Origin of the sequence: Meiothermus cerbereus DSM 11376 (assembly GCF_000620065.1) — a bacterium.
In the GTDB taxonomy this organism is placed as follows: domain Bacteria; phylum Deinococcota; class Deinococci; order Deinococcales; family Thermaceae; genus Meiothermus; species Meiothermus cerbereus.
In genome coordinates this window covers 70076-93684 of record NZ_JHVI01000014.1, presented here as the reverse complement: position 1 = coordinate 93684, position 23609 = coordinate 70076, and the positions used below count along the sequence as shown (strand labels likewise).

The window sequence follows — 23609 nt, the reverse complement described above, 5'->3', positions numbered from 1 at the left end:
CAAATCCGGTAAACTTAGGTCATGAGCGTTTTGGGTCGCATCTCCTTAATTCTGGGGCTGGTTCTGCTCCTGGTAGCCATTATCCTGGCCACGATGAATTTCATCACCATCCGCGACTACCTGGTGGCCCTCACGGCCCAGCGCAGCCGCGACTTTTACAATGTGAACCCCCGCCTCTGGATCACCTACCTGGTGGTGTTTGGCTCGGGCTTGTTTTTGGGCCTGGGTCTGGTCTGGAGCTGGATGGCCCGTCGCCGTAATCACGCGGTTGAGTAAGCCTTGATCGGGTATTTGTATGTGCTGGCCGCCGCCTGCTTGTGGGGGCTCCTTGGGGTGGTCTCCCGATTTGCCTTTGAGCAGGGGGTGGGCCCCCTCGAGGTGGCCTTCTGGCGGGCGGCTTTGGGTGCGGTGTTGTTTGGTGCCCAGGCCGTTCTAATACAAAAAATCCGCCTCGAGCGCGCCGATGCTGGGGCGGTGCTGGGCTTTGGCCTGGTGGGCATCTCGCTTTTTTATGGGGCCTACCAGCTTGCCATCGAGAGTGGGGGCGCAGCTTTGGCGGCGGTGCTGCTCTATACCGCCCCAGCTATAGTGGCCCTGCTCTCCTGGCTGTTTTTGCGCGAGCCCATGGACGCCCATAAGCTTTTGGCGGTGGCCCTGACCCTTTTGGGGGTGGCCCTGGTGAGCCTGCAAGGGGGTGGGGCCCGGGTGACCCTGGCTGCGGTGTTCTGGGGCCTGCTCTCGGCCCTGACCTATGCCACCTACTACCTGTTTGGCAAACTTTATCTGAGCAAATACACCACCCCCACGGTGTTTTTGTATGCGCTTCCGGTGGGGGCGCTGGGGCTCTTGCCTTTTGTGGATTTTGTTCCCAAAAATGCCGAGGCCTGGGCCGCCATCGCTTTTTTGACGGTGGCTTCCACCTTTTTTGCCGTGACGCTGTACTTTGCCGGACTCAGGCACCTCGAGGCCACCCGGGCCTCGGTGGTGGCGACCATAGAGCCGGTGGTGGCGGCTTTTGCAGCCTGGCTGTGGTGGGGCGAGCGCTTCAGCCTGCTGGGGTATCTGGGGGCGGGGCTGGTGCTGGCGGGGGTGGTGTGGATGGTGCTCAGGCCGCAGACCGCGGTGGCCCCAAGCCCGCACCAAAGCACAGGATGAAGCAACGCGAGTGTTCTGGAGGTGGCGGATGTATGCACTAAGACATTGGATGTGGCTTGGGCTTCTGCTGTTCAGCCTGGCATGGGCCCAACAAAAGGTGGCTGTTACCTTCACCTACGACCCCCCCTATGGCCTCGAGGTGCGCTCGGTGAGCCTGCGGGGCAGCTTCAACAACTGGGCCGAGCTGCCCATGCAGAAGACCGAGGAAGGGGTCTGGCAGGTAACGCTAGAGCTGCCGCCAGGCCCGGTGCAGTACAAGTTTGTGGTCAATGGGCAGTGGCCCAAAGACATGTGCGAAGACGAAACCTTTGGCACGCCGCAGGTGGATGCCGAGGCCGAGGGCTGCGTGGACGACGGTCAGGGTGGCAAGAATGCGGTGCGCGAGGTGGGCCGGACTGCTGAAGCCTCACCGGAGCCGGAAAAAGCCCTGCTCGAGCACGACCCCGCCAACCCCCGCTTCCTCTCGCAGGTGGCCGGGCGGCTTTCGGTGCGCTTCTGGACGAGCGAAGAAGTGCGTTCCGCCACCCTGCTGGCCGACCGGCCCTACCCCATGCTGTTGCAGCTTCGCACGCTCGAGGGAACCATGTGGCGGGGCACCCTGCCGCTTAGCGCGCAGCAGTACCGTCTGCAGGTAGTAGACCAGGAAGGCCAAGCGCAGACCTTTGGCCCCTACCAGGTTCCGGCCCAGCGCTTTAGCGCGGTGGACTGGGTGGCGGGGCGGGTGGGCTATCAGATCTTCCCCGACCGCTTCTGGAACGGCGACCCCCGCAACGACCACCTGGCCCTAAAGACCTCCCAGGCCCGTTTCGACAAAACCTGGAGCGGGAAACCTCCCTACCTCTCGCGCTGGAGCGATCCCCCCGGTGACTACCACTGCTGCCAGCAGTACTACGGCGGCGACTTAGCCGGGGTGCTACAGCGCCTGCCCCACCTGCGCGCGCTGGGGGTGAACCTGATTTACTTCAACCCCCTCTTCGATTCAGGCTCGGCCCATGGCTACGACACCCACGACTACGTGCGGGTGGCCCCCCGCCTGGGCGACAACGCCCTCCTCAAGCGCCTGCTGAGCGAGGCCCGGCGCCAGGGCATCCGGGTCATCTTCGACTTTGTGCCCAACCACACTGGCCTAGGCCACTGGGCCTTCCAGGACGTGGTGAAGAAGGGCCGCGAGTCGCGCTACTGGAACTGGTACTTCATCCGCCAGTGGCCCTTTACCCCCGGCGATGGCCGCGCCTATGTGGGCTGGGCCGACCTGGGCAGCCTGCCCAAACTCAATACCGCCAACCCCGAGGTGCAGGACTATTTGATCCGGGTCTCCCGGTTCTGGCTCAACTTTGGCTTCGATGGCATCCGGGTGGATGTGGCCAACGAGATCTCGCCCGAGTTCGTGCGGCGCTGGCGGGCTGAACTCAAGGCGCAAAAGCCCGAGGTGTACCTGGTGGGGGAGGTCTGGGACCTGCGCCCGGAGTACCTTCAGGGCGACCAGTTCGACTCCCTGATGAACTACACCCTGGGGCGCGGCGGCTCGCCGCCGGCCTTTGGGGGCATTCTGGGCTTTGCGCGCGGTGGGCCTTTGCAGAACGGGCGACGGGCCCTGGCCGATCTGGCCCGGGTTTATGCGACCTATCCTGAGGCCGTGGCGGCGATGGGCTTTAACCTGATCGGCTCCCACGATACCCCGCGCGTCCTGACCGAGCTGGGCGGGGGCGGCCTGCGCGATACTCCCAGCCCGGAGGCCCTGGCCCGGCTGCGGCTGGCTTCGGCTATGCTCTATGCCCTGCCGGGGGCCTCGGTGGTGTTCCAGGGCGAGGAGTGCGGGTTTACCGGCGAGCGGGGGCAGTGGCCGGTAAACGAGCTATACCGCTACCCCCTTCAGTGGGATCGGTGTCGCGCCGAGGTGCTCCAGCACTACCGCTTGCTGGGCCGCCTGAAGGGCCAGCTCAAGGCTTTCCAGAGCCCGCTCTTCCGCACCTACCGGGGCGAGGAGGCCCTGATGGCCTTCCTGCGCGGTGAGCCGGGGGTGGGGGAGGTGCTGGCGGCCTTCAACAACAGTAGCGAAGAGGCTCTTATGCCGCTGCCCCCCGGCCAGTGGCGCGATGCGGTGGAGGGACGGGTTTACCAACGGCAGGTGCGCCTAGCCGGGCTGGGGTGGCGCTACCTCGAGCGGGTTCGCTAAGGTGTTGAAGCCCATTTCGAACTTGTCTAAGTGCCATAGGTGTTGCTGAGGCTGGTATTCCAGTACTGCGTAGCCAAGGTCGGCAAAGGAAAACCGCAGGCCCCTCGTACTGCCCAGCGGGGGAATACCGAAGATGGACCAGAGTGCGCAGTTGAGAATTTTTCCATGAGCCACCACCAGGTACGACCCCGCCCCCCGGTTCACCAGATTTTGTACGGCTCGAGCGGCGCGGCAGTAGGTTTCCCACTCGCTTTCACCGGTGCCATCGAACGGTCTGGTGTAGGGGTTGCGAAAAGCGGGCTTGGGGAAGAGCCGATCGCCTTCCTCGTAGGAAAGTCCGGCAATTTTTCCGTTGTCTTGCTCCATCCAGTCGGGGTCAAGCTCCAGCGGCACCTCTAGCCCTTCGCTCATCAGCTCTGCTACGGCTCTGGCCCGCTGGAGGGGGCTGGAAATGATGCGATCGAAGCGTAACCGCTTGGTGCGAAATTCCTCTAAGCGCTGCTGGGCCTGGGCTCGGCCCACCTCGGTGAGGGGGGCATCGAAACGGCCTTCGTGGACACGCAGGTCGTCGGCTAGGGAACGGCCATGCCGCAATAACGTGACCAGAATCCGACTCATGGAAGAGAGCTTACCAAAACTGGGGCCACTGTGCTGTGTAGGACACGCTAATCAAGTTGTTGTGTGGCCCAATGATGGGGCAGGGTGCTCTACTGAAAAGCCCGGATGCTCAGAGTGAGCAGTAGTCTCCAGGATTGAGAACTGAAGTGGGTTGCCAGGCTGGCGTTTAGCTCATGCTCGGCTAGGTTGTAGCGGTAGCCGCTGCCTAGCTGAAACTGCCAGGGATTGGAAAGCAAGAGGTAAGCGGTCAGGCTCCAACTGGCCTCCTCCCCTTGTGGAATGATCCACTGCCCCGCCAGAAAATGGCTCGCAGGCAGTAGGGGCAGGGTGGTGGCGTAGCCCCCCTCGAGCGTCCACACCCCTTCGCCCAGGCTGCCGCTCAGGCCCAGTGCGTAGCGGGCCTCGAGGGGATTTAGCAACAGCCAGCCTTCCCCGTACACCACCAGTCCGGCCACGGTGCCGCTGCCGCCCAGGCCCAGCACCCAGCGGGTGGGGTAGAGGGCGTGGGCCTCGAGCTCGAAGTCGCCGAACTCCCGCCGCAGGCTCAGCACCGGCAGCAGTTGGCTTGCATCCTCCAGCAGCGCCAGGCGCAGGCGGGTGGCCTCGGGGTTCCAGCTAACCCTGGCCCCCCAGCGGCCCAGCCGATTACCCAGCGGGCTAACGGCCTCGAGGCTATAGGGCAGGCTCAGACGGGCCACCTCGAGGGGCAGCCGCTCGAGCCCCGCGCTTACGTCTAGCTCGTTCTCGCGGTACAGCAGGTACAGCTCGCTCAGGCCGGCATCGGTGTTGGGTGTGCGGGAAAAGCTCACCCCTGGGTTCAGCACCAGCCGGAAGCGCCAGGGGTTCAGGTCGTAGCGGGCCTCGAGCTGGGCGCCCAGGCCCCAGCTTGCGCTTGGCGGCAGGTTGCTGATGGCAATGGCGGTGGAGAAGCGAAGCTCGAGCCGGGTCTCCAGGTTTTGGGCGTGCACGGACTGAAAGCAGCCCAGCACGGCCCACAGACCCAGCCCAACCAGCCAGGTGCGATCAGGCCGCAATTTGCCCATCCTCGAGGCGCACAATCCGATCCACCCGCTCCAAGAGCCGGGGATCGTGGGTGCTGAAGACAAAGGTGATGCCCTGCTCGCGGTTGAGGGTTCGCAGGTGCTCGATCAGGGCTAGGCCGGTCTTGGAGTCGAGGTTGGCGGTGGGCTCGTCGGCAAGGATGATTTTGGGCTGGGCGGCCAGGGCACGGGCCACCGCCACCCGCTGCTGCTGCCCCCCCGAGAGCTGGTTGGGACGGCGATGGGCCAGGTTCTGGATACCCAGGGTTTCCAGCGCCCGCAGGGCTTTGGCCTCGCGGGTTTCCCGAGGTTCGCCCCGCAGCTCGAGCACGAAGGCCGCGTTCTCCAGGGCCGTAAGCACCGGGATAAGGTTGTAGGCTTGAAAGACAAAACCCAGGTTCCACAGCCGTAAATGGGCCAGCCGGGCTTTAGAGAACCCGTCTATGCGGACACCGTCCAGCCAGACCTCGCCGGCAGTGGGTTTATCCAGGCCGCCCATCAGGTGCAGCAGGGTGCTCTTGCCACTGCCGGAGGGCCCGGCCAGCGCGACAAACTCTCCCGAATGTACCGACAAGTTCACTTCCCGCAAGGCGGGGGTCTCGATGGAGCCTACCCGGTAGATTTTGCTCAGACTATTGACTTGTAAAACGGGCTTCATGCCTCACCTCTGTTCAAGCCGTAAAACGCATGGCCTCGACGGGCTCGAGTCGGGCCGCTACCCTGGCCGGCCACCAGGCTGCCAGCAGGCCGGTGGCCAGGGTGTAGACCACGGTAACCAGCGCGTCCTGGGTGCGCAGGCTCAAATAAAGCACCTCGGGCAAGCCAAAGGCCCCAATTGCCTCGCCAAACAGCGCCTTTAGTGAAAGGCCTTCGGACAGGGCCGCCACTGTAAGTAGGCCCAGCGCTGCACCCACCAGGGCCCCGCTTAGGCAGAGCAACAGGCTTTCCAGCACGACCATGCGGGTTACCTGGGCAGGCCCGGCGCCCAGCGCCACCATCACCCCCAGCTCGCGGGTGCGCTCGAGCAGGCCCAGGTAGATGGTGTTGAGCACCAGAAGCCCCGCCAGCCCGAAAAAAATAGCCGCGAAAATCAGAACCAGGGGGGTCAGCAGGTCGAACACCTGCGCGATGGCCGGACTGGCCTCCTTCCAGCTTTCCAGGCTCAGGCCAGGCCCAAGGCTCTGGGCCAACTGCGTTTGTAGGACGCCGAGCTGAGCATCCTGGGCATAGCGGGTAAAAGGAAAGTGTAGCTCGATGCGGGTAGCGCTGCCGGGTGCGGCCAGCTCCTGGGCGGCGGCCAGCGAGAGGTAAGCGCTGCGGGCTTCGGCGGCGGGGTCGGGGAAGCGCAGCAACCCCACCAGCTTGTAGACCCCTGCACCCCGTCCTTCCGTCCCCGGCGCATACACATACAACGGCTGGCCCAGCTCTACCTTGAGGGCCCTGGCCAGTGCCTCTCCCAGGGCAATGCCCTCGAGGTCGCCCTCCTGTGGCAAATCCCCTTCGACCAGGTGTTGCTTTATGAAGCGTTCGCGCAGCGGAGGAGGACGCCGGTCGCCAATCAACAAGACCCCTCGAGAGCGGGTCTCGCCTGCTAGCAGGGCAGGGATTTCCAGGGCCACCACCCGCTGGGCCTGCGTCTGGGTGGCAAGCTGGCTTTCTACCCGGGTTGCACCCGGAATGAGCCGGTCGCGAAACTCACGCTTTTCGCGGTAGCCTTCCACCCGCACCTGCAGGTGTCCTACCGAGGCGGTGAGGTTATTGTAGATGCCGTTTTCCATGGCCCCCAGAAAGCTCAGATATAGCAGGGTGAAAAACACGGCCAGGCCTACTGCCCCTGCCGTCATCAGGCTGCGCCCGCGGTGTCGCCAGATGTTGCGCCAGGAAAGGCTAAAGAGGTTAAACATGGACATCCTCATTTCTGCTGGGCTAGCAGCCGGCCTCCAGCGCCCGCACCGAGAAGCAGCTTTCGGGTACAGCAATTCCAAAGCGGTAGTTGCTGTAAACCACCTGGGTGCGGTGGCCTGGACGCAGCAAATCCTCCACGGTGGTCTGGGTGGGGAAGCTCTGCCCACCCACCTGGGCAAACTGGGCAAAGGTTATTTTTCGCACCGCCTGGCCGCGCTGGTCGTAGTAGCGCACCTCGCGCGGGACAAAGCCGGGTTTGCTGGCCAGCAACACCAGCTTGCCGTAGGGGGTGGGGGCCTGGGGTTTGGGGATGAGTTCCAGGGTGATGCTGCTGTCGCTTTCAGTCTCAACCCGGGGGATGAAGTCTTGCTCGAGGTCGCGCCCGGCCAGGTCGCTATAGGAAAGGTCGGAGCCCAGGAAGCTGTCGCTGCGCCCGCTGGGGGGGAGCCGCAGCACCCGCTTGAGGCTGGGGTTGTAAAGCTGAATGTTGTCCCCCACCCGCAAAAAAGCCTGCCCGGCTTCTCTGGGCGGGGCCTTGACCCAGATGATGGCCCGCTCGTTGCCGTCCGAGACCACCTCGAGGACAAACTGGGTCTGCCGCTCTGGGCGGGTTATGCTCAGGGTCAGGGTTGCCCGCAGGCTTCCCCCGCGCTGGTTGTCCACAATGGCCTTGAGCACGGCCTGGGGGTCGGTGGCTGCACCTGCAGGCCCCAGGCAGAGCAGGCCCAAGAGCAGCAAAAGTCGTAGGTTCATGCTTCCTCCGGATTACTCTGTTCGCATGGCCTCGGCGGGGTTGAGCGCCAGCACCCGCCGGGCCGGAATCAGGATCGAAAAAAGCGCAGCCAGCACGATGGTTATGGCTGCAAAAAGGGCATACCAGGGGCTTTGGGCTGTGTAGATTTCGCTGCCGGTGCCCAGGATTTCCCAGGCGGCGCCATAGCTGGCAAAGACGGGCCCTAGCACGTTCTGGACAGCCATCCAGTAGTTAAGGGCATAGCCCAGTACCAGCCCTGCCCCCCAGCCGAGGGCAGTGGCTAGGATCGTTTCGAGCGTGACCACCTGGGCCAGGCGCTGAGGGCTCATTCCGATGGCCTCCATGATGCCGAACTCGCGGGTGCGCTCGAGCACGCTTACCAGCACCGTGCTGGTTACGGCCAGCGCAGCAAACAGCGAAAACAGCAACCCAATCAAAAATACCGAGCCTTGCCGGGTTTGCAGGGCCTCGGCCAGGCCACCCAGCAACTGGCTGAGGTCGTAGGCCCGCAGGCCGGGGGGTAGCTCGAGGTTGAGGGCCCGGGCCAGGCGAGACTCCTGCCCGCGCGGCACGTCCAGGGCCACGGCTGTGGCGGTTGCAAGCCCGGTAAGCCGACGGGCGTCGCCCAGGTGCACCAGCACCGCGCCGCGGTCCACTGGGGCCACCCCCGACCTCACCAGCCCCACCACCTGCAAACCCAGGGCCTGCGGCCCAGCCAGCGCCGAGGTATCGAGCACCACCCGTTCACCCAGCCGCACATCCAGGCGCTCGGCCAGTTGTTGTCCCAGCACCACCTCGCCCGGCTTCTCCAGCATGCGACCTTGGACAATGGCGCTGGGGATGCGGCTTACCCTGGCCTCGAGGGCCGGTTCGACACCCCGAACCCGCACTGCTTCGGCAGCGTAGGCCGAGCGAACCAGGCCGGGAAATTCCAGACGTGGGGCTGCGGCCCGCACCCCCGGCTGGGTTTCTACCTGAGACAAAAAACCCAGGCTGGGCAACCCCTGTTCGGGGTCGGGGTCCTGAAAATATGCGGGCGTGGTGATGAGCACCGGCGCACCCAGGTAGCGCGCGTTTCCGTACAGGATGGACTGGATAAACCCATCGTTGATGCCCCAGAACAAGACGATGGTGAGGGTGGCATAGGCGACTACCAGCAGCAGCAGCAGGGTGCGCCGCCGATGCCGCCAGAGGTTGCGCCAGGCCAGCCTGAGTAGTGTGCTCGAGCTTTTAAGCATTTGTGCCTCCGCTCAGCCTTTCCGCTTACGCTGCTTGCGTTCGTAGCGCTCAAACAGCCCCTGCAGTTCCTCTTCAAAAAAAGCGTATAGCTCCCGCATCTCCTGCAGCCGTTCGCTGCGCTGGGGTGGGGCGTTTTCCAGGAGCCGCAACCCTTTCTCGGCCAGGCTTTTGTAGAGGCTCAGACCGGCCAGGCCGTTTTTGACCCGCTCGCTCCAGGTGCCAGGCCGGATGCGGAAGTAGTCTTGCCTCGAGCCCCGCCTGGGCACCCGCTCAATCAGATGCATCTGCACCAGGAGCCGGGTCATGGTGCTGATGGAGGCCTTGCTGCTTCCCAGGGCCTCGACCAACTGCGAGGCGGTTTGCTCGGGTGGGTCGCAGACCATTAGCCAGCCCAGAATGCGCCCCGCTGTGCGAGGAATGCCGGCGGCTTCATAGGCCAGGGCAAACTCCTCCACGAACTGGTGCAGGCGGTCGGACATGCTTGAAGTTTAGTAGATTTTGTAAGTTTAGTAAATGCTGAACAAAATGAATACAGTGTGATTTCTAGCAAAAAACAAACGGGGCGAGCTTGGTTTCGCCCCGTTTGAGACGCCTTGCTGGCTCAGGAAGCGGTTCTGGGTGTGCCCAGCCAGTCGTAGATCAGCACCACAGCAGCAATCAGGTTCACCACGGTGTTCCAGCCGCCCGTGGGCAGGCCCAGGAAGCTGCTGCTGAAGAACCCGATGATGGCCAGGGCCGCATAGACCAGACCAATCACAGCAGCCATCATGTGGGCCAGCCGATCACCGGTAAAGTAGCCGTATAGCAGGGCTACCGCGGTAATCAGGTACACGATGGCCAGGCTGGTGTTGCTGGGAATAAGCCCCAGGATCAGCCCGCTGGGAGCAAAGAACAACCCGAGAACGGCCAGCAAGGCAAACACCAGGCCCATGAAAAGGTCAATTCTTTGTGCCGTCATACCTCCTCCCTATACCTTCGCGGGGGTCTTGATCGGGATGGCCTTGGCTTGGGCGACCTCGCTCTTGGGCAGGGTAAGGGTGAGCACCCCGTTTTCAAAGACCGCCTCGGCCTTATCCGTCAGCACCTCGCTGGGTAGCATTACCGAGCGCTCAAAGCGGGTGTAGCGGTGTTCGCGCAGGTGGTAGTTGCGCTCTTTCTTCTCTTCCTCCTTTTTGGCTTCGCCGTAGATCCGCAGCACGTCGCCGCGAACCTCAATCTTGATGTCGTCGGGCTTCAGGCCGGGAATCGAGGCTTTCACCACGATGTTGTTGCCTTCTTCGTAGATGTCGAGCGGCATGGCCGCTACCTCTTTATCGAGGAACGGAAACTCACGACGGAACAGGCTTTCATCAAACAGGCGCTCGATTTCCCTCCGCACGTTATCCATCTCACGCCAAGGGTCGAAACGAGCCAACATGATACACACCTCCTTGGTGTTTTTGGGCGTGGGTGGCGGCACGCCGGACAGGGGCTTGGGCCTAACCTCTGGGGCCTCGAGCTGCCACCGGGCCCGAAACCCAGAGGTTTTTCTCATCAGACACGGGCTTATTTGGTTTTGAGCAACAGGACTTTATGGAACCTGTTTGCCTCAGCACCTAAAAGCTAATCCAGGCCCGTTACCAAAGCATTACCAGCGAGGCAGACCGGCCAGACCACCAAAGGCTTTGTGCAGGCGTTCCTCAGCAGGCCCCCGCACGAACTCGAGCCGGGTTCCATAGGCGGCGGCCAGTTCGGGTAGCACCTGCTTTAGGTCGGCATCCTCAATGCGCCCGGCCCCGTGGGCCACCGCCCCCTCCATGCTGCCCCCCACCCAGCCATCCGGGGCGCGATAAACCTTCCCCTGGGGGTTCCAGGGGGCCACCAACAGGTGTAGCCCACCTTGCTGCAAGAGCTCGAGGGTCTGGTCTAGCCCAGCCACCCCCCGCTCGGCCAGCTCGTCCAGGAGCCTGTTTTCCCGTTCGCGCTGGAGGGATTCCAGCACCTCCTGCACCCGATTAAATACCTCGCTGGCTTGGGCGCCTGGGGTGGGCAGGGAGGGCAGGGTGGCCATCACCCGCTCGCGCAGCCTGCGGGGCAGGAGATCCTTGAATATCTGCACCTCGGCTTTAGGGCCCATCAGGACCAGCCGCTGCATGTTGCGCTCGTTGACGGTCTGCTCCAGGAGCCCGGCCAGCCGCTTGTAGAAGCGGTGCGTCCAGGCATCGAGCCGGCGTTCGAAGCGATCGGTGTTGGCCGCAGCCCGGTGGATGCCGCCCTGGCTGTAGCGCCGGCCCGAGCCGGCCTGGGTGAGCTGGTTCCACTCCTGGGTGGCTACGGCCCTGAAGGCCCCCGGCAACTCCTCAATCTCGCCCAGGTACACCTCGAACATGCGCCACTTTTCGCTATCGAGGTAGACCACCCCCACCCGGTCGTACTCGTCTAGAACGTACAAAATAGGGGTCAGGTAGGGCTCGCCCCAGCGGGCCTCAGCCCCCTGAATGAGGGGCAGGTCTACCTGCAGGTCGTAGATTTCCATCCAACCCTCTGCGGCAAAGACCACCCGGCTTTTGGCCTGGGGTAGGCTGCGCTCGAGCGCCTCTAGAACTTTTTTGCCAACCTCGGGCGGGGTCGGGGTGGCGGCGATGGCCTCGCGGGCCCGCAACAGATAGGCCTTGCCCTGGTTGTCTGGGTTGGCCGGGTTCACATCTAGATACAGCGACAACACCGGTGCAACCCTTGGGGCCACGAACTCGCGGATATAGCGGGTGACTTCCTGGGTCAACATAGCAACCTCCTTACTCGATGGGTGTGGTTGGGGCAGGTGCTGCCTCCTATCTCGATTCAAGATTTTGCCAATTACCTGGCCATTACAGAGGAACGGGGCTTGGCTTGCATGCAGCCCTGACGCGGGCCCGTCAGGCCACATGGCTGTAGAGGCTCGGCATCTCGGGGTAGGGCAGGAGGAGCTGGTTTAGCTTGATGCGTTCGGCCAGGGCCTGGGTCTCGGGCATGGGGGTGTCCCCCAGCTCTTCGTGTAGGAATTTCACAAAGCGGCGGTAGTGCTCGATGGCCCCATAGCGATCGCCGGCGGCGGCCAGGCACCACATCAGGCGCTGGTGGTGGTTCTCGCCCAGGTAGGGGTCGGCTTTTAGCGCCCGCTGGAGATAGGTGGCGGCATTCCCCCAGTCGGTGCGGTCGTAGTAGATGAGGGCCACCTCGAGCAGGGCCTGCACGTAGGCGGTTTTGTGTTCTTCGCGGGCCTGCGAGACCCAGTTGGTCGAGAAACCCGGCAGATAATCGCCCCGGTACAGCGCAATGGCCTTGTGGTAGCTCTCCAGACGGGCTGTATCAGAGCTGGCCCGGTGGCCCTCGGACAGCGCCTGGTAGAAGCTGTACAGGTCGGTGCTTTGCAAAACGGCCTCGCTCAGGCTATAGCGTCCGTGATCCTCCTGGATAGCCTGTGGGTTCTGTAGGGCGCTGCGAATCCGAAAGAGCGTTACCCGGAAACGGTTGTTGGCTACTGGGTCGGGGTCGAGGCCCCACAGGGTCTCGAGGATTTCCGCCTTGCTTTTGCCCTCGGGGTACGAGAGCAGGTAGAAGAAGAGTTCTTCTGCAGTATGGGCATGCCAGATAGCAGGACGGCCTGCAACCAAAACCTCCACCTGGCCCAAGGTGCGTACCTCGAGCGCAGGCGCAACCTGTTCTGAACGGTACGACATCCTTTTCATGGCTTAATTTTGCTACAAAACCATTACCGCTTCATCCGCCAAAAGGAGTAGAGGCTTCTGGAGTACCAGGCTGGGAAAGTGCGTGATTTGCGGGCAGGGCAAGGTTATACGGCCAGGTTTTCCTGGGGGTGCTCTGCCCGCGCACCAGCGTTGTAGTTGGTAACAGCCTGGTAATGCCTTGGATTCATCCTGGTTTCGAGTTTGGGAGGTGCCTGTGTTTCGTCACATCTTGGTTCCCGTGGGGCTGGGGGCGGGCAGCCTGGCGGCTGTTCAGCATGCCCTCAACCTTTCCCGCTGGTTGGGTTGCAAGGTGACGCTACTGCATGTGCTCGAGAACACCAACACCTCGACCCCCGAGACCTTTGCCAGGATGGTGCAGGGGGCCCGCCACCCGCCGCGGGTGGTGCTGATAGAGCCCGGCAGCCAGAACATTGGCGCAGTGGTAGCCCAAATCGCCCAACAAACCCACGTCGACCTGATTGTAATAGGCAGCCACGATCTCGCCCGGCCAGCCCCGGAGGTGCTGGGTTTGGTCGCCCAGAGCGTTCTGGCCAACGCTACGGTGCCCGTTCAGGTGGTGCCCACGGGGATGCAAGCCCAGCGCAAGCCCTGGCTTCAACGCTTTTCGCTGCGTGAGGTGCACGAGGTTTGAGGCCTGCTGCGGTCATCCGCGGTCATCCGCTGGGAAGGGCCGCTTGAATCTGGCTGCTGGGGTGCATTCCGGAAAGTCGGTAAACTCTTCCCTGTGCGCCGAGCTCAGCTTTTAGGACTTCTTTATCTCAACCTGGCCACGCTGTTCTGGGGCAGCACCTTTGTGCTGGTGAAGGACAGCCTGCAAACCCTGGGGCCCGGACAGATCAACTTTGTGCGCTTTGCCATTGCCACGCTGGTTTTTGTGCCGTTCTTGCTCCGGCGCGACCCCAGGCTGTGGGCAGCGGGCCTCGAGCTCGGGGGGGTGTTGTTTGTGGCCTATCTGACCCAGACTGTGGGCCTGCAGTACACCACCGCCAGCCGCAGCGCCTTTATTACCACGCTGTACGTGGTGGCCCTGCCCATGCTGCTGGGGGTGCTGGGGCGGCGTCTGGGTTGGCCCATCTGGTTATCGGCGGGGCTGGCTATTTTGGGGGTGGGGCTACTGTCCTACGATGGCTCGCCGCCCAACCTGGGCGATGCCTGGACGCTGGGAACTGCCCTGTCGTATGCGGTGTATATCTGGCGCCTGGAGCACTTCGCCCAGCGCTTTTCGACCCTTTCGCTGACGGGTGTTCAGATGCTTGCCGTTACCCTTTTGTCGCTGGTCTGGATGCTCTGGGAGGGGCCTGTCTGGAACGCTGCTAGCTTTCCCTACTTTTCGCTCTTGTACCTGGGTCTGGTGGCCTCGGCGCTGTGCATCTGGCTACAGGCCCTGGGACAGCGCATGGTTCCGGCGCCCCAGGCCGCGGTGATTTTTACCCTCGAGCCCGTGTATGCAGCAGCCTTCGCCTACGTTCTGCTGGGCGAGCGGCTGGGATTGCAGGGGTTGGTGGGGGCCGGCCTGATCATAGCCGCGACCCTGATCAGCCAGCTCAAAAGCGCAAAGCCCCACCCCGAGCAGGTAACCCCGGAGGTGTAGCCTCCGCCCGCAAGTTTGCCGGAGGCCCTGCCCGTACCCTGATCCGCATCCAGACCCCATCCGGGCGCGCCCATCCGGATGCTGAGCAAGGAGCAGGCCGACATCTACCTTTACCCTGCATCAAAAGGGGCTGGCCTGGCCGAAGCACCGGACGGGCGGGCGGCTTGCAGCAAGGCCAGCACTTCCTCGTCGGAGATCTGGGGAAAGTGTTCGTACCACAGGCCCACCGCCTGGAAAAAAGGCGGGGTGATCAGGCAGACCACCTCGTCCACTAGGGCCTGAATTTCCGCCACCGTATCGGGCGGCGCTACAGGCACGGCCACCACCAGCCGGGCGGGCTTTTTTTGCCGGGCCGCGGCAATGGCGGCTTTCATGGTGGCCCCGGTAGCCAGCCCATCGTCCACCAGCAAAACCGTCTTGCCGCTCAGGTCAGGGAAAGGCCGCTGACCGCGGTACAGCCGCTCGCGGCGCTCTAGCTCGGCCAGCTCCTGCTGTTCGACAGCGGCGATGGCCTGGGCTGAAATCTGCAAACTGTCCACAATCTCCTGGTTGAGCACCCGCCCTCCGCCCGAGGCAATGGCCCCCATGGCTAGCTCTTCGTGGCCGGGTGTACCCAGCTTGCGCACCACCCAGACCTCGAGGGGCGCTCCTAGTCGGCGGGCCACCTGAAAGGCCACCGGAACACCCCCTCGAGGCAGGCCAAATACCAGCAGGTTGGGTTGTTGATCATACCCCAGCTCCACCAGCCGCTCGGCCAGCAGCTCACCAGCCTGGCTGCGGTCTTTAAAGGGCCTCATGCTGACCTCCTGTCTAGCCATACCCGAAGAACCCCCCGCTTCATCCACCACCCTACCGCCCAGGCATTACCGCTTGATTACAAGCCCATGGGGCTGACTGGATGGTTACGCGACACTTTTTGTCGGACTATACTGCTTCAGGTGAGCCAAATTCGGGCCGAAAACCTCTCCAAGTTTTATCCGGTGGCCCTCAAAGAGCCCGGTTTTGTGGGCACCATCCGGCACTTTTTTAAGCGCAAATACCGGCAGGTAGAGGCGGTTAGAGACGTATCGTTTCAGATTGCACCGGGCGAAGTGGTGGGCTTTTTAGGGCCCAATGGGGCTGGCAAAACCACCACCCTCAAGCTCTTGTCGGGCCTGATCTACCCCAGTGTGGGGCGGGTAGAAGTGGCTGGACACCAGCCCTTCAAGCGAGAGTATGCTTTCTTGCGCAAGATCACCCTGGTAATGGGCAACAAGCAGCAGCTCATCTGGGATCTGCCGGCAGCCGACAGCTTTCGGGTGAACGCTGCGGTGTACGAAATTCCCGAGCCCGAGTTCAAAAAGCGCGTGGCCGAGCTGAGCGAGATGCTTTCGCTGGAGGGAAAACTGAACCAGCCAGTACGCAAGCTGAGCCTGGGCGAGCGCATGAAGGCCGAACTGCTGGCGGCGCTTTTGCACCGGCCCCAGGTTTTGTTTCTGGACGAGCCCACCCTGGGGCTGGACGTCAACGCCCAGGTGGCGGTGCGGGAGTTTTTGCGCGCCTACAACCAGCGCTACCAGGCCACCATCCTGCTCACCAGCCACTACATGGCCGACATCACCGCCCTATGTGAGCGGGTTTTGATGATTCACCGGGGGGGTCTGATCTACGATGGGGGGCTGGAGGGGCTGCTCAAGCGCTTCGCCCCATACCGCGAGGTGCGCCTGCAGCTGGGGCAGCCTATAGCCAGGGCGCGGCTGGAGCAGTTTGGCGAGGTGCGGGCCTGGGAGGGGCTCGAGGCCCGGCTTTTGCTTCGCAGAGAAGACCTGGTGCCCCTGGTGGGCCGGATGTTGCAGGAGCTACCCATAGACGACTTGGAAGTGCGGGAGCCCGCCATCGAAGAGGTAATTGGACAGGTGTTTGCCAACTCCAGCCTGATGGCTGAAGGCTGAGGCAGCGGCTGGATTTCCCTGTGCTGGGCTTTTGGTGGTCAGTTATTGGTGTAAAAACCTGGCCGCGCACAGACCAATGGCTCTTGGTGGCCTTCTGCTGCCTGGGTTAGGCTATTGGGTAGAGCTTAGGCTATTGGGTAGAGCTATGGAACGCACCGAACTGCTAAAAACGCTTGCCTCGGAAACCTTCGACCTATTGGTAATCGGTGGGGGTGCCACCGGGGCAGGGGTGGTCCTTGAAGCTGCGAGCCGGGGTCTGAAAACCGCCCTGGTGGAGCGCTACGATTTTTCCGAGGGCACCTCGAGCCGCAGCACCAAGCTGATTCACGGGGGGGTGCGCTACCTGGAACTTGCCGTCAAGACCTTTGACAAAGTGCAGCTCAACCTGGTGCGCGATGCCCTGCATGAGCGGGCCATCATGCTCAAGAATGCACCCCACCTGGCCCGTCCCCTATGGCTTCTGACCCCTTTGTATAGGGTCTGGGAAGTGCCTTACTACTACACCGGACTGAAGCTGTACGACCTGTTGGCCGGTCGAGCCCGTCTCGAGCCCGCGCAGTTCATCAACGCCCAAGGTACCCTGGAGCGCTTTCCTGCGGTTAACCCCAAAGGTCTCAAAGGTGCGGTGGCCTACCAGGATGGACAGTTCGACGATGCCCGCTACAACGTGGAGCTGGTTCTTACTGCTGCCCAGCAAGGGGCGGTGGTGCTCAACCACGCCCAGGTAACAGCCCTGCACAAGCAAAATGGCCGACTGGCGGGCGTTGTGGTGCAAGACCGAGTGGGCGGTGGCGAAGTGGAGGTGGTCGCCAAGGTGGTGGTCAACGCCACCGGTCCTTTTTCCGACACCATCAGGCGTATGGACGACCCCAGCACACCGCCTTTGCTGAAGGCCAGTTCGGGAATTCACATCGTGCTGGACAAAAAATATAGCCCCTCCGATACCGGCCTGCTGATTCCCAGAACCGAGGATGGGCGGGTGGTGTTCGTGCTGCCGTGGCAGGGTGCAACCCTGGTGGGTACTACCGACGACCCTGCCCCAATCGTAGACCACCCCAGGGTGAGTGAAGAGGAGATCGGCTACGTGCTCAGGCAGGTTAAGCCCTACCTGGGGGAGATTCCAAGGGAAGCCGTGCGGGCCAGCTGGTCGGGGCTGCGCCCTTTGGTCTCGCGCCCCGAGGCCGACACCGCCCGACTGGCCCGCGACCACCTGATTCAGCAAAGCCCTTCGGGGCTACTGACCCTCACCGGCGGCAAGTGGACCACCTACCGCAAGATGGCACTGGACCTGGTGAACTATGCCGTGGGGCAGTTTGGCCTGCAGGCCGGCCCTTCCCACACCGAAAAAATCCCGCTTCTGGGGGGGCAGGGTTTTGTGCCAGATGGAGCCAAAAAGCTAAAGCAGATGGGCTTTCCCCCGGATATTGCCCAGCACCTCCACCAGGCCTATGGCTCCCGTGCCCCGCTGGTGACCCAGATTGCGGCACAGGGTTACGACCATCGGCTGGCGCAGGAGTGGCCCTACCTCGAGGCCGAGGTCATTTATGCCGCCCGTTACGAGATGGCCCAGACCCCCCTCGACGTGCTGGCCCGCCGTACCCGTCTGGCCTTTCTCGATGCTTCAGCGGCACTGGCGGCCATACCACGGGTGGCCGAACTGATGGGCTGTGAATTGGGATGGGATGCAGATCGGAAGACCCTCGAGCAGGAAAAAGCCAGAGCCCAGATGCTCGAGGCCATTTAGCACTTTACCTGCCCAACAGCCCATGTTGTCTGTGGATGGGCTTGATGGCAGCCTGCTGGGGCATAATTGTGAAAACGGCAACAAATCGAAGTATTAAGAGTGGATTCTGTATATAAACAAAAATGCTTGCATGAATAAAGCGATGGCTAATACCAGATTCGGTTAGTTCGTCACCGAACGGTGTCGAACTAACCCGACCGAAGGGATACGCTTTCTTCGCCGAGCGCAGCGAGGGGTGTGCTCTAGGATTCAAAAAGATAGCCTATTAGCGCTTTTTATTTGAAGATTATCTTTTTGAATCCGGTATAAGTTTACAAGCCCTCATCTCACCATTTGATTTGCTCGTTCTGGATAGGATTAAACCCGGATGTCAGGAACAGAAAAAGCCACCCTGTACTACCAGAACAAAAGCATCCCCTATGCCATCCGCCGCAGTGCCCGCCGCCGGACGGTGGGTATTACCATTGAAGTTCAAGGGGTGCGGGTTGCTGCGCCCAAACGCATGCCCCTGGAGCAGATCGTTGCTCTGGTCAATACCAAAGCCCGCTGGATTGCTGAAAAATACACCGAGTTTAAGAGCCGCCTGGAGCCGCGAAAGCGATTTGTCAGTGGGGAAGAATTCCTGTACCTGGGCCGCCGGGTTAGCCTACAGGTGCAGACTGAACCTGTGGCTGGAGGCAAGCACCGTTCAGATTCCCACTTTCAGCCCGAGCTATTCGACTTCTTGCCCAGGCTCAGAAGCCAGGCCGCGGTGGCCCTCAAAGGCAATGTTTTGCTTGTGCAGGCCGGGAATCCAAACGCGCACGGCGAAGAGGTGCGCGAGATGCTGGAAAACTGGTACAGGGTTCGCGCGGAGGAGGTGGTTACCCGGCGGGTTCAGCGCTACGCTGATGAGCTGGGCTGGCCCATGCCCAGGGTGCTCATCCGCAACCAGAAAAAGCGCTGGGGAAGCTGTAATGCCAAAGGCGAGCTGCGCTTTAACTGGCGGCTGGTCATGCTGCCCCTGCGGGTGCTGGACTATGTTGTGGTGCACGAGATGGCCCACCTGAAGGTGCTCAACCACAGCCCCCGCTTCTGGGCCCTGGTTGAGCAGATCATGCCCGACTACAAAGCCCGACATCAGGCTTTGCACGAACTGGGCCTGGGCCTGTACTGGTAGCCTGAAGCCGGTACGACGTGCGGGCTGCTCACCCCTGGGGGAGTTCAGGCCTCACCGCCTCAGGGGGCCAGCCGTTCTATTTTCCACTCCCCGTCCGGCTGCAGGCGGTAGACCAGCCGGTCGTGCAGGCGGCTGGGGCGGCCTTGCCAGAACTCGAAGGTGTCGGGCTTCAGGCGGTAGCCCCCCCAGTGGGCCGGGCGGGGTACGGTTTCGGGGTAGCGGGCCTTGAGCTCGGCGATGCGCTGCTCGAGTACCTCCCGGCTGGCAATCACTTCGCTCTGGGGGCTGGCCGCGGCCCCAATCTGGCTGTCATAGGGGCGGCTGGCAAAGTACTCGTCGGAGAGCTGGGGCTCGACCTGCTCGACCTGCCCCTCGACGCGCACCTGACGCTCCAGCGGGGGCCACCAGAAGTTGAGGCAGGCCCAGGGATTGGCCTCGAGCTCCCTTCCTTTGCGGCTGTGGTAGTTGCTAAAAAACACCAGGCCGCTATCGTCCAAGCCCCGCAGCAGCACCACCCGGCTGCTGGGGCGGCCATTGGCCCCCACGGTGGAGAGGGTCATGCCGTGGGGCTCGTAGAGGTGGGTCTCGATGGCCTCGGCCAGCCAGCGCTCTAGCTGCCGGAAGGGGTTGGGGTCGGCGTCCTGCTCGCTTAAGGTGCCGTAGGTGTAATCGCTACGAAGGTCGCGCAGCATGGCTCTATTGTGCGCTTTTCCCAGGGCCCCAATTGGGGGCCTTACTCACCTCGAGGGTACACAATATAGCCCCCCGAGCGCTCGTCGCGCTCGAGGCGCAAAAGCCCCCGGCGCTGAGCTTCCTCCAGCAGGGCGCTAAAGGAGCGGAAGCCGTAGGAGGCCTCGTTGAAGCCCGGTTTGCGCCGCTTGAGGGTCTGCTTGACCAGCGAACTCAGGATGCGCTCCTCCCCACCGCGCTCGGCCTGTAGGGCCAGAAGGGTCTCGACCACCAGCTCGAGGGCCTCCTGTTGTTTATCCTGCGGCGTTTCGGTGGTTTTGCCTTTGGACGCTGCCTTGCTGGGTTTGGCAACCCGTTTTTGGGCCAGCTCCTCTTGCACCAGGTCGTCGTAGAAGATGAACTCGTCGCAGGCCGCGGTCAGCAGGTCGGAGGTGGATTTCCTAACCCCCACCCCGATGACCAGCCGGTTGTTTTCCCGCAACTTGGAAACCAGCGGCGAGAAGTCGGAGTCCCCGCTGATGATGACAAAGGTGTCCACGTGCGACTTGGTGTAGCAAAGGTCGAGGGCGTCTACCACCAGGCGGATGTCGGCGGAGTTTTTGCCCGAGAGACGGGTGTGGGGAATCTCGATCAGCTCAAAGCCCGCCTCGTGCATGGTGGCTTTGAACTCCTTGTAGCGCTCCCAGTCGCAATAGGCCTTGCGGACCACAATGCTGCCCTTTAGCAAGAGCCGCTCGAGGATTTTCTGGATGTCGAAGCGGGGGTACTTGGCTTCCCGCACCCCCAGGGCAATGTTCTCAAAATCGCAGAACAAGGCCATGTTTTTGATGTCGGATCGGCCTGCCATGATTCACCTTGCTCAAGTATAGGGGTCAGGTGATTTTTTCTGCCCCCTCAACCGCTGGTAACGCCCTGGTAATTGGCCGGGTTCAGTCTTATCTGGAAGAAGCGCCTACCCAGGCTGATGAGCGAGGTTGACCATGACGCCGCCGCAAACCTTCCCAAGCGAACCGGTTTTTATCCCCCTTGGTTCTGTTGCCGTGCTGGCGGGCGATCTCTGTATCCCCCCGGGGGCCAGTGGGGTGGTGGTGTTTGCCCACGGCAGCGGCAGCAGCCGGCACAGCCCGCGCAACCGCTATGTGGCCCAGGAGCTACAGCACGCCGGGCTGGTGATGGTTTCGGCGCACTGGGGGCCCAATATGCGCCTGCGCCCGCCGCCTCTGTTTCGCGCCTTTGCCAGGGCGGTGATGGAGGCCGGGGCCGATGCACAGCGCACACGTCTGCCAGGGCATCGAGGTTTACCGTGGCAAGCCCATTCTCTACGACTGCGGCGAGTTTGTGGACGACTACGCGGTAGACCCGGTTTTGCGCAACGACTGGGGTCTTTTGTACCGGCTTCACATCCAAAACCACCGCATCGGCGAAGTGGAGCTGCTGCCCCTGCAGATCGACAACTGCCAGGTCAACCTGGCCACTGGCCCTGACCGAGAGGCCATCCTCGAGCGGCTGCAGATGCTTTCAACGGAGTTGGGCAGCCCTGTTTGGCGCGAAGGCACCCGGCTGTGGCTGGCTTGTTAGCGGGCAGGGCAGTCTGCCAGTAGCCGTCCCAACACCCGTCGCAGTCGGGGATAGCGGGCCAGCAGCCAACCCACCAGCAAGGCCAGCAACAAAGTTTCGTTGGGGTGCTGCTGGACCCAGTTCAGGCTTTCCTGGTCAAAACGCTGGGCGGCCTGGCGCAGCCGGGCCCTGGCCTCCTGGCGATCCGGGGAACCATCCTTGGGCGGGGGCGCATGGCGTTGCTCATGAGCAGTCCTGCGATTTTGAAACTCGGCATGGCAAGCTCTGCGGCTATCTGGGGGCGAGGACAATTCAGATGGCGCAGCTATGCTTTTAGCGCAGCCTACTCCGGGCTCTCCACCACAAACCTGCAGCCTACACCAGTGACAACACACCTACCAGCAAGTTTTGACCCAGCCAACCTAGCAGATTCTTTGGGCCCTGACAGGGACTGAAAACCCTTGGCAATTACCACAGCAAAAGCTAAGGTAAAGATGTCAGAGCCCCTTGCTGGCTGTAGGTTGAGGGATTCAGAAGACCATCTCAGGAGGTACGGATGTATAAGCGCATACTTCTTCCGATTGACGGCTCACCTCCCAGCGAACAAGCTGCAGCCGTGGGGCTGGCCCTGGCCAAGCGGATCCTGGCCTCGGTGGTGTTTGTACACGTGATTGAGCCGCAGCGCTACCGAGAGCTGGGTGGTTACGAAGCCCTCGAGCGTGCCCGCACGGTGGGGAAAGCCCTGCTGGCCCAGTGGGAGCGCAAAGCAAGCCGCGCTAAAGTGCCTTGTGATGTGCAGCTCACCAGCACCGAGCCCGAAAGCCGACCTGGAGTGGCCGAAGCCCTGGTGGACGCTGGGGTGGCCCATGGCTGCGATCTGGTGGTGATGGGCACACACGGGCGCACGGGCCTGCCCAGGGTATTGCTGGGCAGCGTGGCTGAGCGGATGGCCCGGCTGGCCCCGACGCCGCTCTTGCTGGTGCGTGGACACGGCAGCAAACCCACCCTGTTCAAGCACATTCTGGTGGCTACCGATGGCAGCACCTTTAGCGATCTGGCCCTGCAGCATGCGGATGCGCTGGCCGGGGCGCTGGGGGCCAGGCTCTCGGTGGTGTATGTGGTGCCCGACCTGACCCAGCTATATATGAGGGCAGGGCGGGCCTGGATGTTTGCCGACCAGGCCCAGTTACAGGCCCAGCTGGCCCAGGAACAGGCCCGTCTGCGCGAGCAGGGCGAATATATCCTGAAGGATGCCGCCATGCGCTGCAAGCAGGCCAAACAGGTGCACACCGTACTGCGCGAGGCGGGGCGGCACCTGATTGGGGAGCGCATCCGCGAGGTGGCCGACGAGGTAAAAGCCGATCTGATCGTGATGGGCACCCACGGGCATACCGGGCTACGTAAGTTTTTGCTGGGCAGCGTGGCCGAGGATGTGGCCCAGCAGGCCCGCCAGCCCATCTTGCTGGTGCGCAACCCGGCGGCCCTGACCCACCCCGACGAGACCCATCTGCCCCCACCAGGGGAGCGCAAGTGAGGAGGAACTTATGTATAAGCGCATTCTGATACCGACGGATGGCAGTGCCCCCAGCGAGACTGCCGTCAAGGTAGGCCTCGAACTGGCCAAAAGCCTGGGGGCCGAGGCGACTTTGCTGTACGTGGTGGAGCCGGTGATGGCCCGCATCCTGATTGGCCCCGAGACCATTCCCTACTACCCCGACCTGACCCGCGACCTCGAGGTCGCAGGCAAGCAGGCCCTCGAGCGGGCCGAAGGGTTTGCCCAGTACCTGGGGGTTCCGGTCAGGACTGAGCTCAAGCAGGGCAATGCGGCCCAGGTGATTGTGGAGGAGGCCGCCGAGCACGACCTGGTGGTGATGGGCACCCACGGGCGCAGCGGGCTGGATCGGCTCCTGCTGGGCTCGGTAACCCAGAAGGTGCTGCAGCGGAGCCCCGCGCCGGTGCTGGTGGTGCGGCATTCCGAGGCCTAGGGCGCTCTTCACAATTATTGCGCCGCTCAGAGCGGTTCCCACGAATACCCTAGTGCTTGCACCAGTACAGCGGTTTTTGCTGTACGTGGGAAACACGACCACAACTTGATTGCTTTGTCCTGTACGCAGTTGCCTCCTGGATGGGAGGCAACGTCTGTGAAGAGTGCGATAGAACAGCTTTCTCCAACAGGTATGTGTTGCGAGGCCAGGAATTAAGTTGCGTCAGGATAGTTTGGCAAAACCCCGCGGAATGAGTCTATGCGTACCTGGCGCAATTCCTAAAGCGATCTTTCGGAACAGCATCTTGCATTTGGAAACTTAGAGAGAAGAGGGGGTG

General features: G+C 62.6%; 26 protein-coding genes. 11 read left to right on the top strand and 15 right to left on the bottom strand.

Going from position 1 to position 23609, the window contains the following annotated elements:
• Positions 1–21: 21 nt before the first annotated feature.
• Genes Q355_RS0106795 through Q355_RS0106785 form a run of 3 tightly spaced genes read left to right on the top strand, consistent with a single transcriptional unit; the run spans position 22 to position 3331 of the window.
• Positions 22–276, top strand: a complete 255-nt coding sequence (locus tag Q355_RS0106795; RefSeq protein WP_027877104.1) for a hypothetical protein — start codon at positions 22–24, stop codon at positions 274–276.
• A 6-nt stretch (positions 277–282) separates the two neighbouring features.
• Positions 283–1155, top strand: coding sequence for a DMT family transporter (locus tag Q355_RS0106790; protein ID WP_051529345.1), 873 nt, complete (start codon positions 283–285; stop codon positions 1153–1155).
• Positions 1156–1183: 28 nt separating this feature from the next.
• A complete protein-coding gene (locus tag Q355_RS0106785; RefSeq protein WP_036258885.1) occupies positions 1184–3331 on the top strand; it encodes an alpha-amylase family glycosyl hydrolase in 2148 nt (715 codons plus the stop codon).
• Here the strand turns inward: Q355_RS0106785 and Q355_RS0106780 are convergent.
• The 11 genes from Q355_RS0106780 to Q355_RS15530 all read right to left on the bottom strand — a co-directional run bounded on the left by Q355_RS0106780 (position 3290) and on the right by Q355_RS15530 (position 12594).
• Positions 3290–3949 (bottom strand): histidine phosphatase family protein, encoded by a 660-nt coding sequence (locus Q355_RS0106780; RefSeq protein ID WP_027877101.1) that lies wholly within the window; start codon positions 3947–3949, stop codon positions 3290–3292. The two genes, Q355_RS0106785 and Q355_RS0106780, sit on opposite strands and share 42 nt — an antisense overlap.
• 89 nt (positions 3950–4038) lie before the next feature.
• Positions 4039–4992 carry a hypothetical protein gene (locus Q355_RS0106775; RefSeq protein ID WP_027877100.1) on the bottom strand — a complete coding sequence of 318 codons (954 nt, stop codon included), beginning with the start codon at positions 4990–4992 and terminating at the stop codon, positions 4039–4041.
• Positions 4973–5647, bottom strand: coding sequence for an ABC transporter ATP-binding protein (locus tag Q355_RS0106770; RefSeq protein WP_027877099.1), 675 nt, complete (start codon positions 5645–5647; stop codon positions 4973–4975). The genes Q355_RS0106775 and Q355_RS0106770 overlap by 20 nt, the downstream gene beginning before the upstream one ends.
• Positions 5648–5660: 13 nt before the next feature.
• Positions 5661–6893, bottom strand: a complete 1233-nt coding sequence (locus Q355_RS0106765; protein ID WP_027877098.1) for an ABC transporter permease — start codon at positions 6891–6893, stop codon at positions 5661–5663.
• Positions 6894–6915: 22 nt separating this feature from the next.
• Complete coding sequence (locus tag Q355_RS0106760; RefSeq protein WP_027877097.1) at positions 6916–7647, bottom strand: outer membrane lipoprotein-sorting protein; 732 nt, start codon at positions 7645–7647, stop codon at positions 6916–6918.
• Between the two features lie 12 nt (positions 7648–7659).
• Positions 7660–8886 carry an ABC transporter permease gene (locus Q355_RS0106755; RefSeq protein WP_027877096.1) on the bottom strand — a complete coding sequence of 409 codons (1227 nt, stop codon included), beginning with the start codon at positions 8884–8886 and terminating at the stop codon, positions 7660–7662.
• A gap of 12 nt (positions 8887–8898) precedes the next feature.
• A complete protein-coding gene (locus Q355_RS0106750) occupies positions 8899–9366 on the bottom strand; it encodes a GbsR/MarR family transcriptional regulator (RefSeq protein ID WP_027877095.1) in 468 nt (155 codons plus the stop codon).
• Between the two features lie 122 nt (positions 9367–9488).
• Positions 9489–9845, bottom strand: a complete 357-nt coding sequence (locus Q355_RS0106745) for a DUF4383 domain-containing protein (protein ID WP_027877094.1) — start codon at positions 9843–9845, stop codon at positions 9489–9491.
• 9 nt (positions 9846–9854) lie between these two features.
• Positions 9855–10421: an Hsp20/alpha crystallin family protein gene (locus Q355_RS0106740; protein ID WP_245597517.1), complete on the bottom strand. Its 567-nt coding sequence runs from the start codon at positions 10419–10421 to the stop codon at positions 9855–9857.
• A 93-nt stretch (positions 10422–10514) separates the two neighbouring features.
• Positions 10515–11651 carry a VLRF1 family aeRF1-type release factor gene (locus tag Q355_RS0106735; protein ID WP_027877092.1) on the bottom strand — a complete coding sequence of 379 codons (1137 nt, stop codon included), beginning with the start codon at positions 11649–11651 and terminating at the stop codon, positions 10515–10517.
• A 130-nt stretch (positions 11652–11781) separates the two neighbouring features.
• Positions 11782–12594 carry an AfsR/SARP family transcriptional regulator gene (locus Q355_RS15530; RefSeq protein ID WP_051529341.1) on the bottom strand — a complete coding sequence of 271 codons (813 nt, stop codon included), beginning with the start codon at positions 12592–12594 and terminating at the stop codon, positions 11782–11784.
• Positions 12595–12808: 214 nt separating this feature from the next.
• Here Q355_RS15530 and Q355_RS0106720 point away from each other — a divergent pair, with 214 nt between their 5' ends.
• Positions 12809–13246, top strand: coding sequence for a universal stress protein (locus Q355_RS0106720; RefSeq protein WP_027877091.1), 438 nt, complete (start codon positions 12809–12811; stop codon positions 13244–13246).
• A gap of 93 nt (positions 13247–13339) precedes the next feature.
• Positions 13340–14206, top strand: coding sequence for a DMT family transporter (locus tag Q355_RS0106715; protein WP_027877090.1), 867 nt, complete (start codon positions 13340–13342; stop codon positions 14204–14206).
• A gap of 110 nt (positions 14207–14316) precedes the next feature.
• Here Q355_RS0106715 and Q355_RS0106710 read toward each other — a convergent pair whose 3' ends face one another.
• Positions 14317–15003, bottom strand: coding sequence for a phosphoribosyltransferase (locus Q355_RS0106710; protein WP_027877089.1), 687 nt, complete (start codon positions 15001–15003; stop codon positions 14317–14319).
• Positions 15004–15144: 141 nt separating this feature from the next.
• On the opposite strand from Q355_RS0106710, the gene Q355_RS0106705 reads away from it, so the two are divergent.
• From Q355_RS0106705 to Q355_RS0106695, 3 genes are all read left to right on the top strand, one after another.
• Positions 15145–16137: an ABC transporter ATP-binding protein gene (locus Q355_RS0106705; protein WP_027877088.1), complete on the top strand. Its 993-nt coding sequence runs from the start codon at positions 15145–15147 to the stop codon at positions 16135–16137.
• Between the two features lie 145 nt (positions 16138–16282).
• Positions 16283–17881, top strand: a complete 1599-nt coding sequence (locus Q355_RS0106700) for a glycerol-3-phosphate dehydrogenase/oxidase (RefSeq protein ID WP_027877087.1) — start codon at positions 16283–16285, stop codon at positions 17879–17881.
• A 367-nt stretch (positions 17882–18248) separates the two neighbouring features.
• Positions 18249–19040: a M48 family metallopeptidase gene (locus Q355_RS0106695; RefSeq protein ID WP_027877086.1), complete on the top strand. Its 792-nt coding sequence runs from the start codon at positions 18249–18251 to the stop codon at positions 19038–19040.
• A 59-nt stretch (positions 19041–19099) separates the two neighbouring features.
• On the opposite strand, the gene pdxH is transcribed toward Q355_RS0106695, so the two are convergent.
• Together pdxH and Q355_RS0106685 are read right to left on the bottom strand one after the other, a co-directional pair.
• Positions 19100–19732 carry a pyridoxamine 5'-phosphate oxidase gene (pdxH, locus tag Q355_RS0106690; protein ID WP_027877085.1) on the bottom strand — a complete coding sequence of 211 codons (633 nt, stop codon included), beginning with the start codon at positions 19730–19732 and terminating at the stop codon, positions 19100–19102.
• A gap of 41 nt (positions 19733–19773) precedes the next feature.
• Positions 19774–20577 carry an NYN domain-containing protein gene (locus tag Q355_RS0106685; protein ID WP_027877084.1) on the bottom strand — a complete coding sequence of 268 codons (804 nt, stop codon included), beginning with the start codon at positions 20575–20577 and terminating at the stop codon, positions 19774–19776.
• A gap of 416 nt (positions 20578–20993) precedes the next feature.
• On the opposite strand from Q355_RS0106685, the gene Q355_RS15525 reads away from it, so the two are divergent.
• Positions 20994–21308: a CapA family protein gene (locus Q355_RS15525; RefSeq protein WP_027877083.1), complete on the top strand. Its 315-nt coding sequence runs from the start codon at positions 20994–20996 to the stop codon at positions 21306–21308.
• Here Q355_RS15525 and Q355_RS0106675 read toward each other — a convergent pair.
• On the bottom strand, positions 21305–21598 hold the full coding sequence (locus tag Q355_RS0106675; protein ID WP_027877082.1) for a hypothetical protein: 294 nt from the start codon (positions 21596–21598) through the stop codon (positions 21305–21307). The two genes, Q355_RS15525 and Q355_RS0106675, sit on opposite strands and share 4 nt — an antisense overlap.
• A gap of 245 nt (positions 21599–21843) precedes the next feature.
• Here Q355_RS0106675 and Q355_RS0106670 point away from each other — a divergent pair, with 245 nt between their 5' ends.
• The gene (locus tag Q355_RS0106670; RefSeq protein WP_027877081.1) at positions 21844–22821 is read left to right on the top strand and encodes a universal stress protein; all 978 of its coding nucleotides are present in this window, start codon (positions 21844–21846) and stop codon (positions 22819–22821) included.
• Positions 22822–22831: 10 nt separating this feature from the next.
• A complete protein-coding gene (locus tag Q355_RS0106665; RefSeq protein ID WP_027877080.1) occupies positions 22832–23272 on the top strand; it encodes a universal stress protein in 441 nt (146 codons plus the stop codon).
• The last annotated feature ends 337 nt before the right edge of the window (positions 23273–23609 follow it).

Bases quoted from the DNA above. Each gene is read 5' to 3' on its own strand.
- Q355_RS15530 (WP_051529341.1), bottom strand. From the start codon at position 12,594: ATGAAAAGGATGTCGTACCGTTCAGAACAGGTTGCGCCTGCGCTCGAG.
- Q355_RS0106785 (WP_036258885.1), top strand. From the start codon at position 1,184: ATGTATGCACTAAGACATTGGATGTGGCTTGGGCTTCTGCTGTTCAGC.
- Q355_RS0106770 (WP_027877099.1), bottom strand. From the start codon at position 5,647: ATGAAGCCCGTTTTACAAGTCAATAGTCTGAGCAAAATCTACCGGGTA.
- Q355_RS0106710 (WP_027877089.1), bottom strand. From the start codon at position 15,003: ATGAGGCCCTTTAAAGACCGCAGCCAGGCTGGTGAGCTGCTGGCCGAG.
- Q355_RS0106750 (WP_027877095.1), bottom strand. From the start codon at position 9,366: ATGTCCGACCGCCTGCACCAGTTCGTGGAGGAGTTTGCCCTGGCCTAT.
- Q355_RS0106745 (WP_027877094.1), bottom strand. From the start codon at position 9,845: ATGACGGCACAAAGAATTGACCTTTTCATGGGCCTGGTGTTTGCCTTG.
- Q355_RS0106765 (WP_027877098.1), bottom strand. From the start codon at position 6,893: ATGTTTAACCTCTTTAGCCTTTCCTGGCGCAACATCTGGCGACACCGC.
- Q355_RS0106740 (WP_245597517.1), bottom strand. From the start codon at position 10,421: ATGAGAAAAACCTCTGGGTTTCGGGCCCGGTGGCAGCTCGAGGCCCCA.
- pdxH (WP_027877085.1), bottom strand. From the start codon at position 19,732: ATGCTGCGCGACCTTCGTAGCGATTACACCTACGGCACCTTAAGCGAG.
- Q355_RS0106755 (WP_027877096.1), bottom strand. From the start codon at position 8,886: ATGCTTAAAAGCTCGAGCACACTACTCAGGCTGGCCTGGCGCAACCTC.
- Q355_RS0106670 (WP_027877081.1), top strand. From the start codon at position 21,844: ATGTATAAGCGCATACTTCTTCCGATTGACGGCTCACCTCCCAGCGAA.
- Q355_RS0106695 (WP_027877086.1), top strand. From the start codon at position 18,249: ATGTCAGGAACAGAAAAAGCCACCCTGTACTACCAGAACAAAAGCATC.
- Q355_RS0106775 (WP_027877100.1), bottom strand. From the start codon at position 4,992: ATGGGCAAATTGCGGCCTGATCGCACCTGGCTGGTTGGGCTGGGTCTG.
- Q355_RS0106780 (WP_027877101.1), bottom strand. From the start codon at position 3,949: ATGAGTCGGATTCTGGTCACGTTATTGCGGCATGGCCGTTCCCTAGCC.
- Q355_RS0106700 (WP_027877087.1), top strand. From the start codon at position 16,283: ATGGAACGCACCGAACTGCTAAAAACGCTTGCCTCGGAAACCTTCGAC.
- Q355_RS15525 (WP_027877083.1), top strand. From the start codon at position 20,994: ATGCACAGCGCACACGTCTGCCAGGGCATCGAGGTTTACCGTGGCAAG.
- Q355_RS0106735 (WP_027877092.1), bottom strand. From the start codon at position 11,651: ATGTTGACCCAGGAAGTCACCCGCTATATCCGCGAGTTCGTGGCCCCA.
- Q355_RS0106760 (WP_027877097.1), bottom strand. From the start codon at position 7,647: ATGAACCTACGACTTTTGCTGCTCTTGGGCCTGCTCTGCCTGGGGCCT.
- Q355_RS0106795 (WP_027877104.1), top strand. From the start codon at position 22: ATGAGCGTTTTGGGTCGCATCTCCTTAATTCTGGGGCTGGTTCTGCTC.
- Q355_RS0106665 (WP_027877080.1), top strand. From the start codon at position 22,832: ATGTATAAGCGCATTCTGATACCGACGGATGGCAGTGCCCCCAGCGAG.
- Q355_RS0106685 (WP_027877084.1), bottom strand. From the start codon at position 20,577: ATGGCAGGCCGATCCGACATCAAAAACATGGCCTTGTTCTGCGATTTT.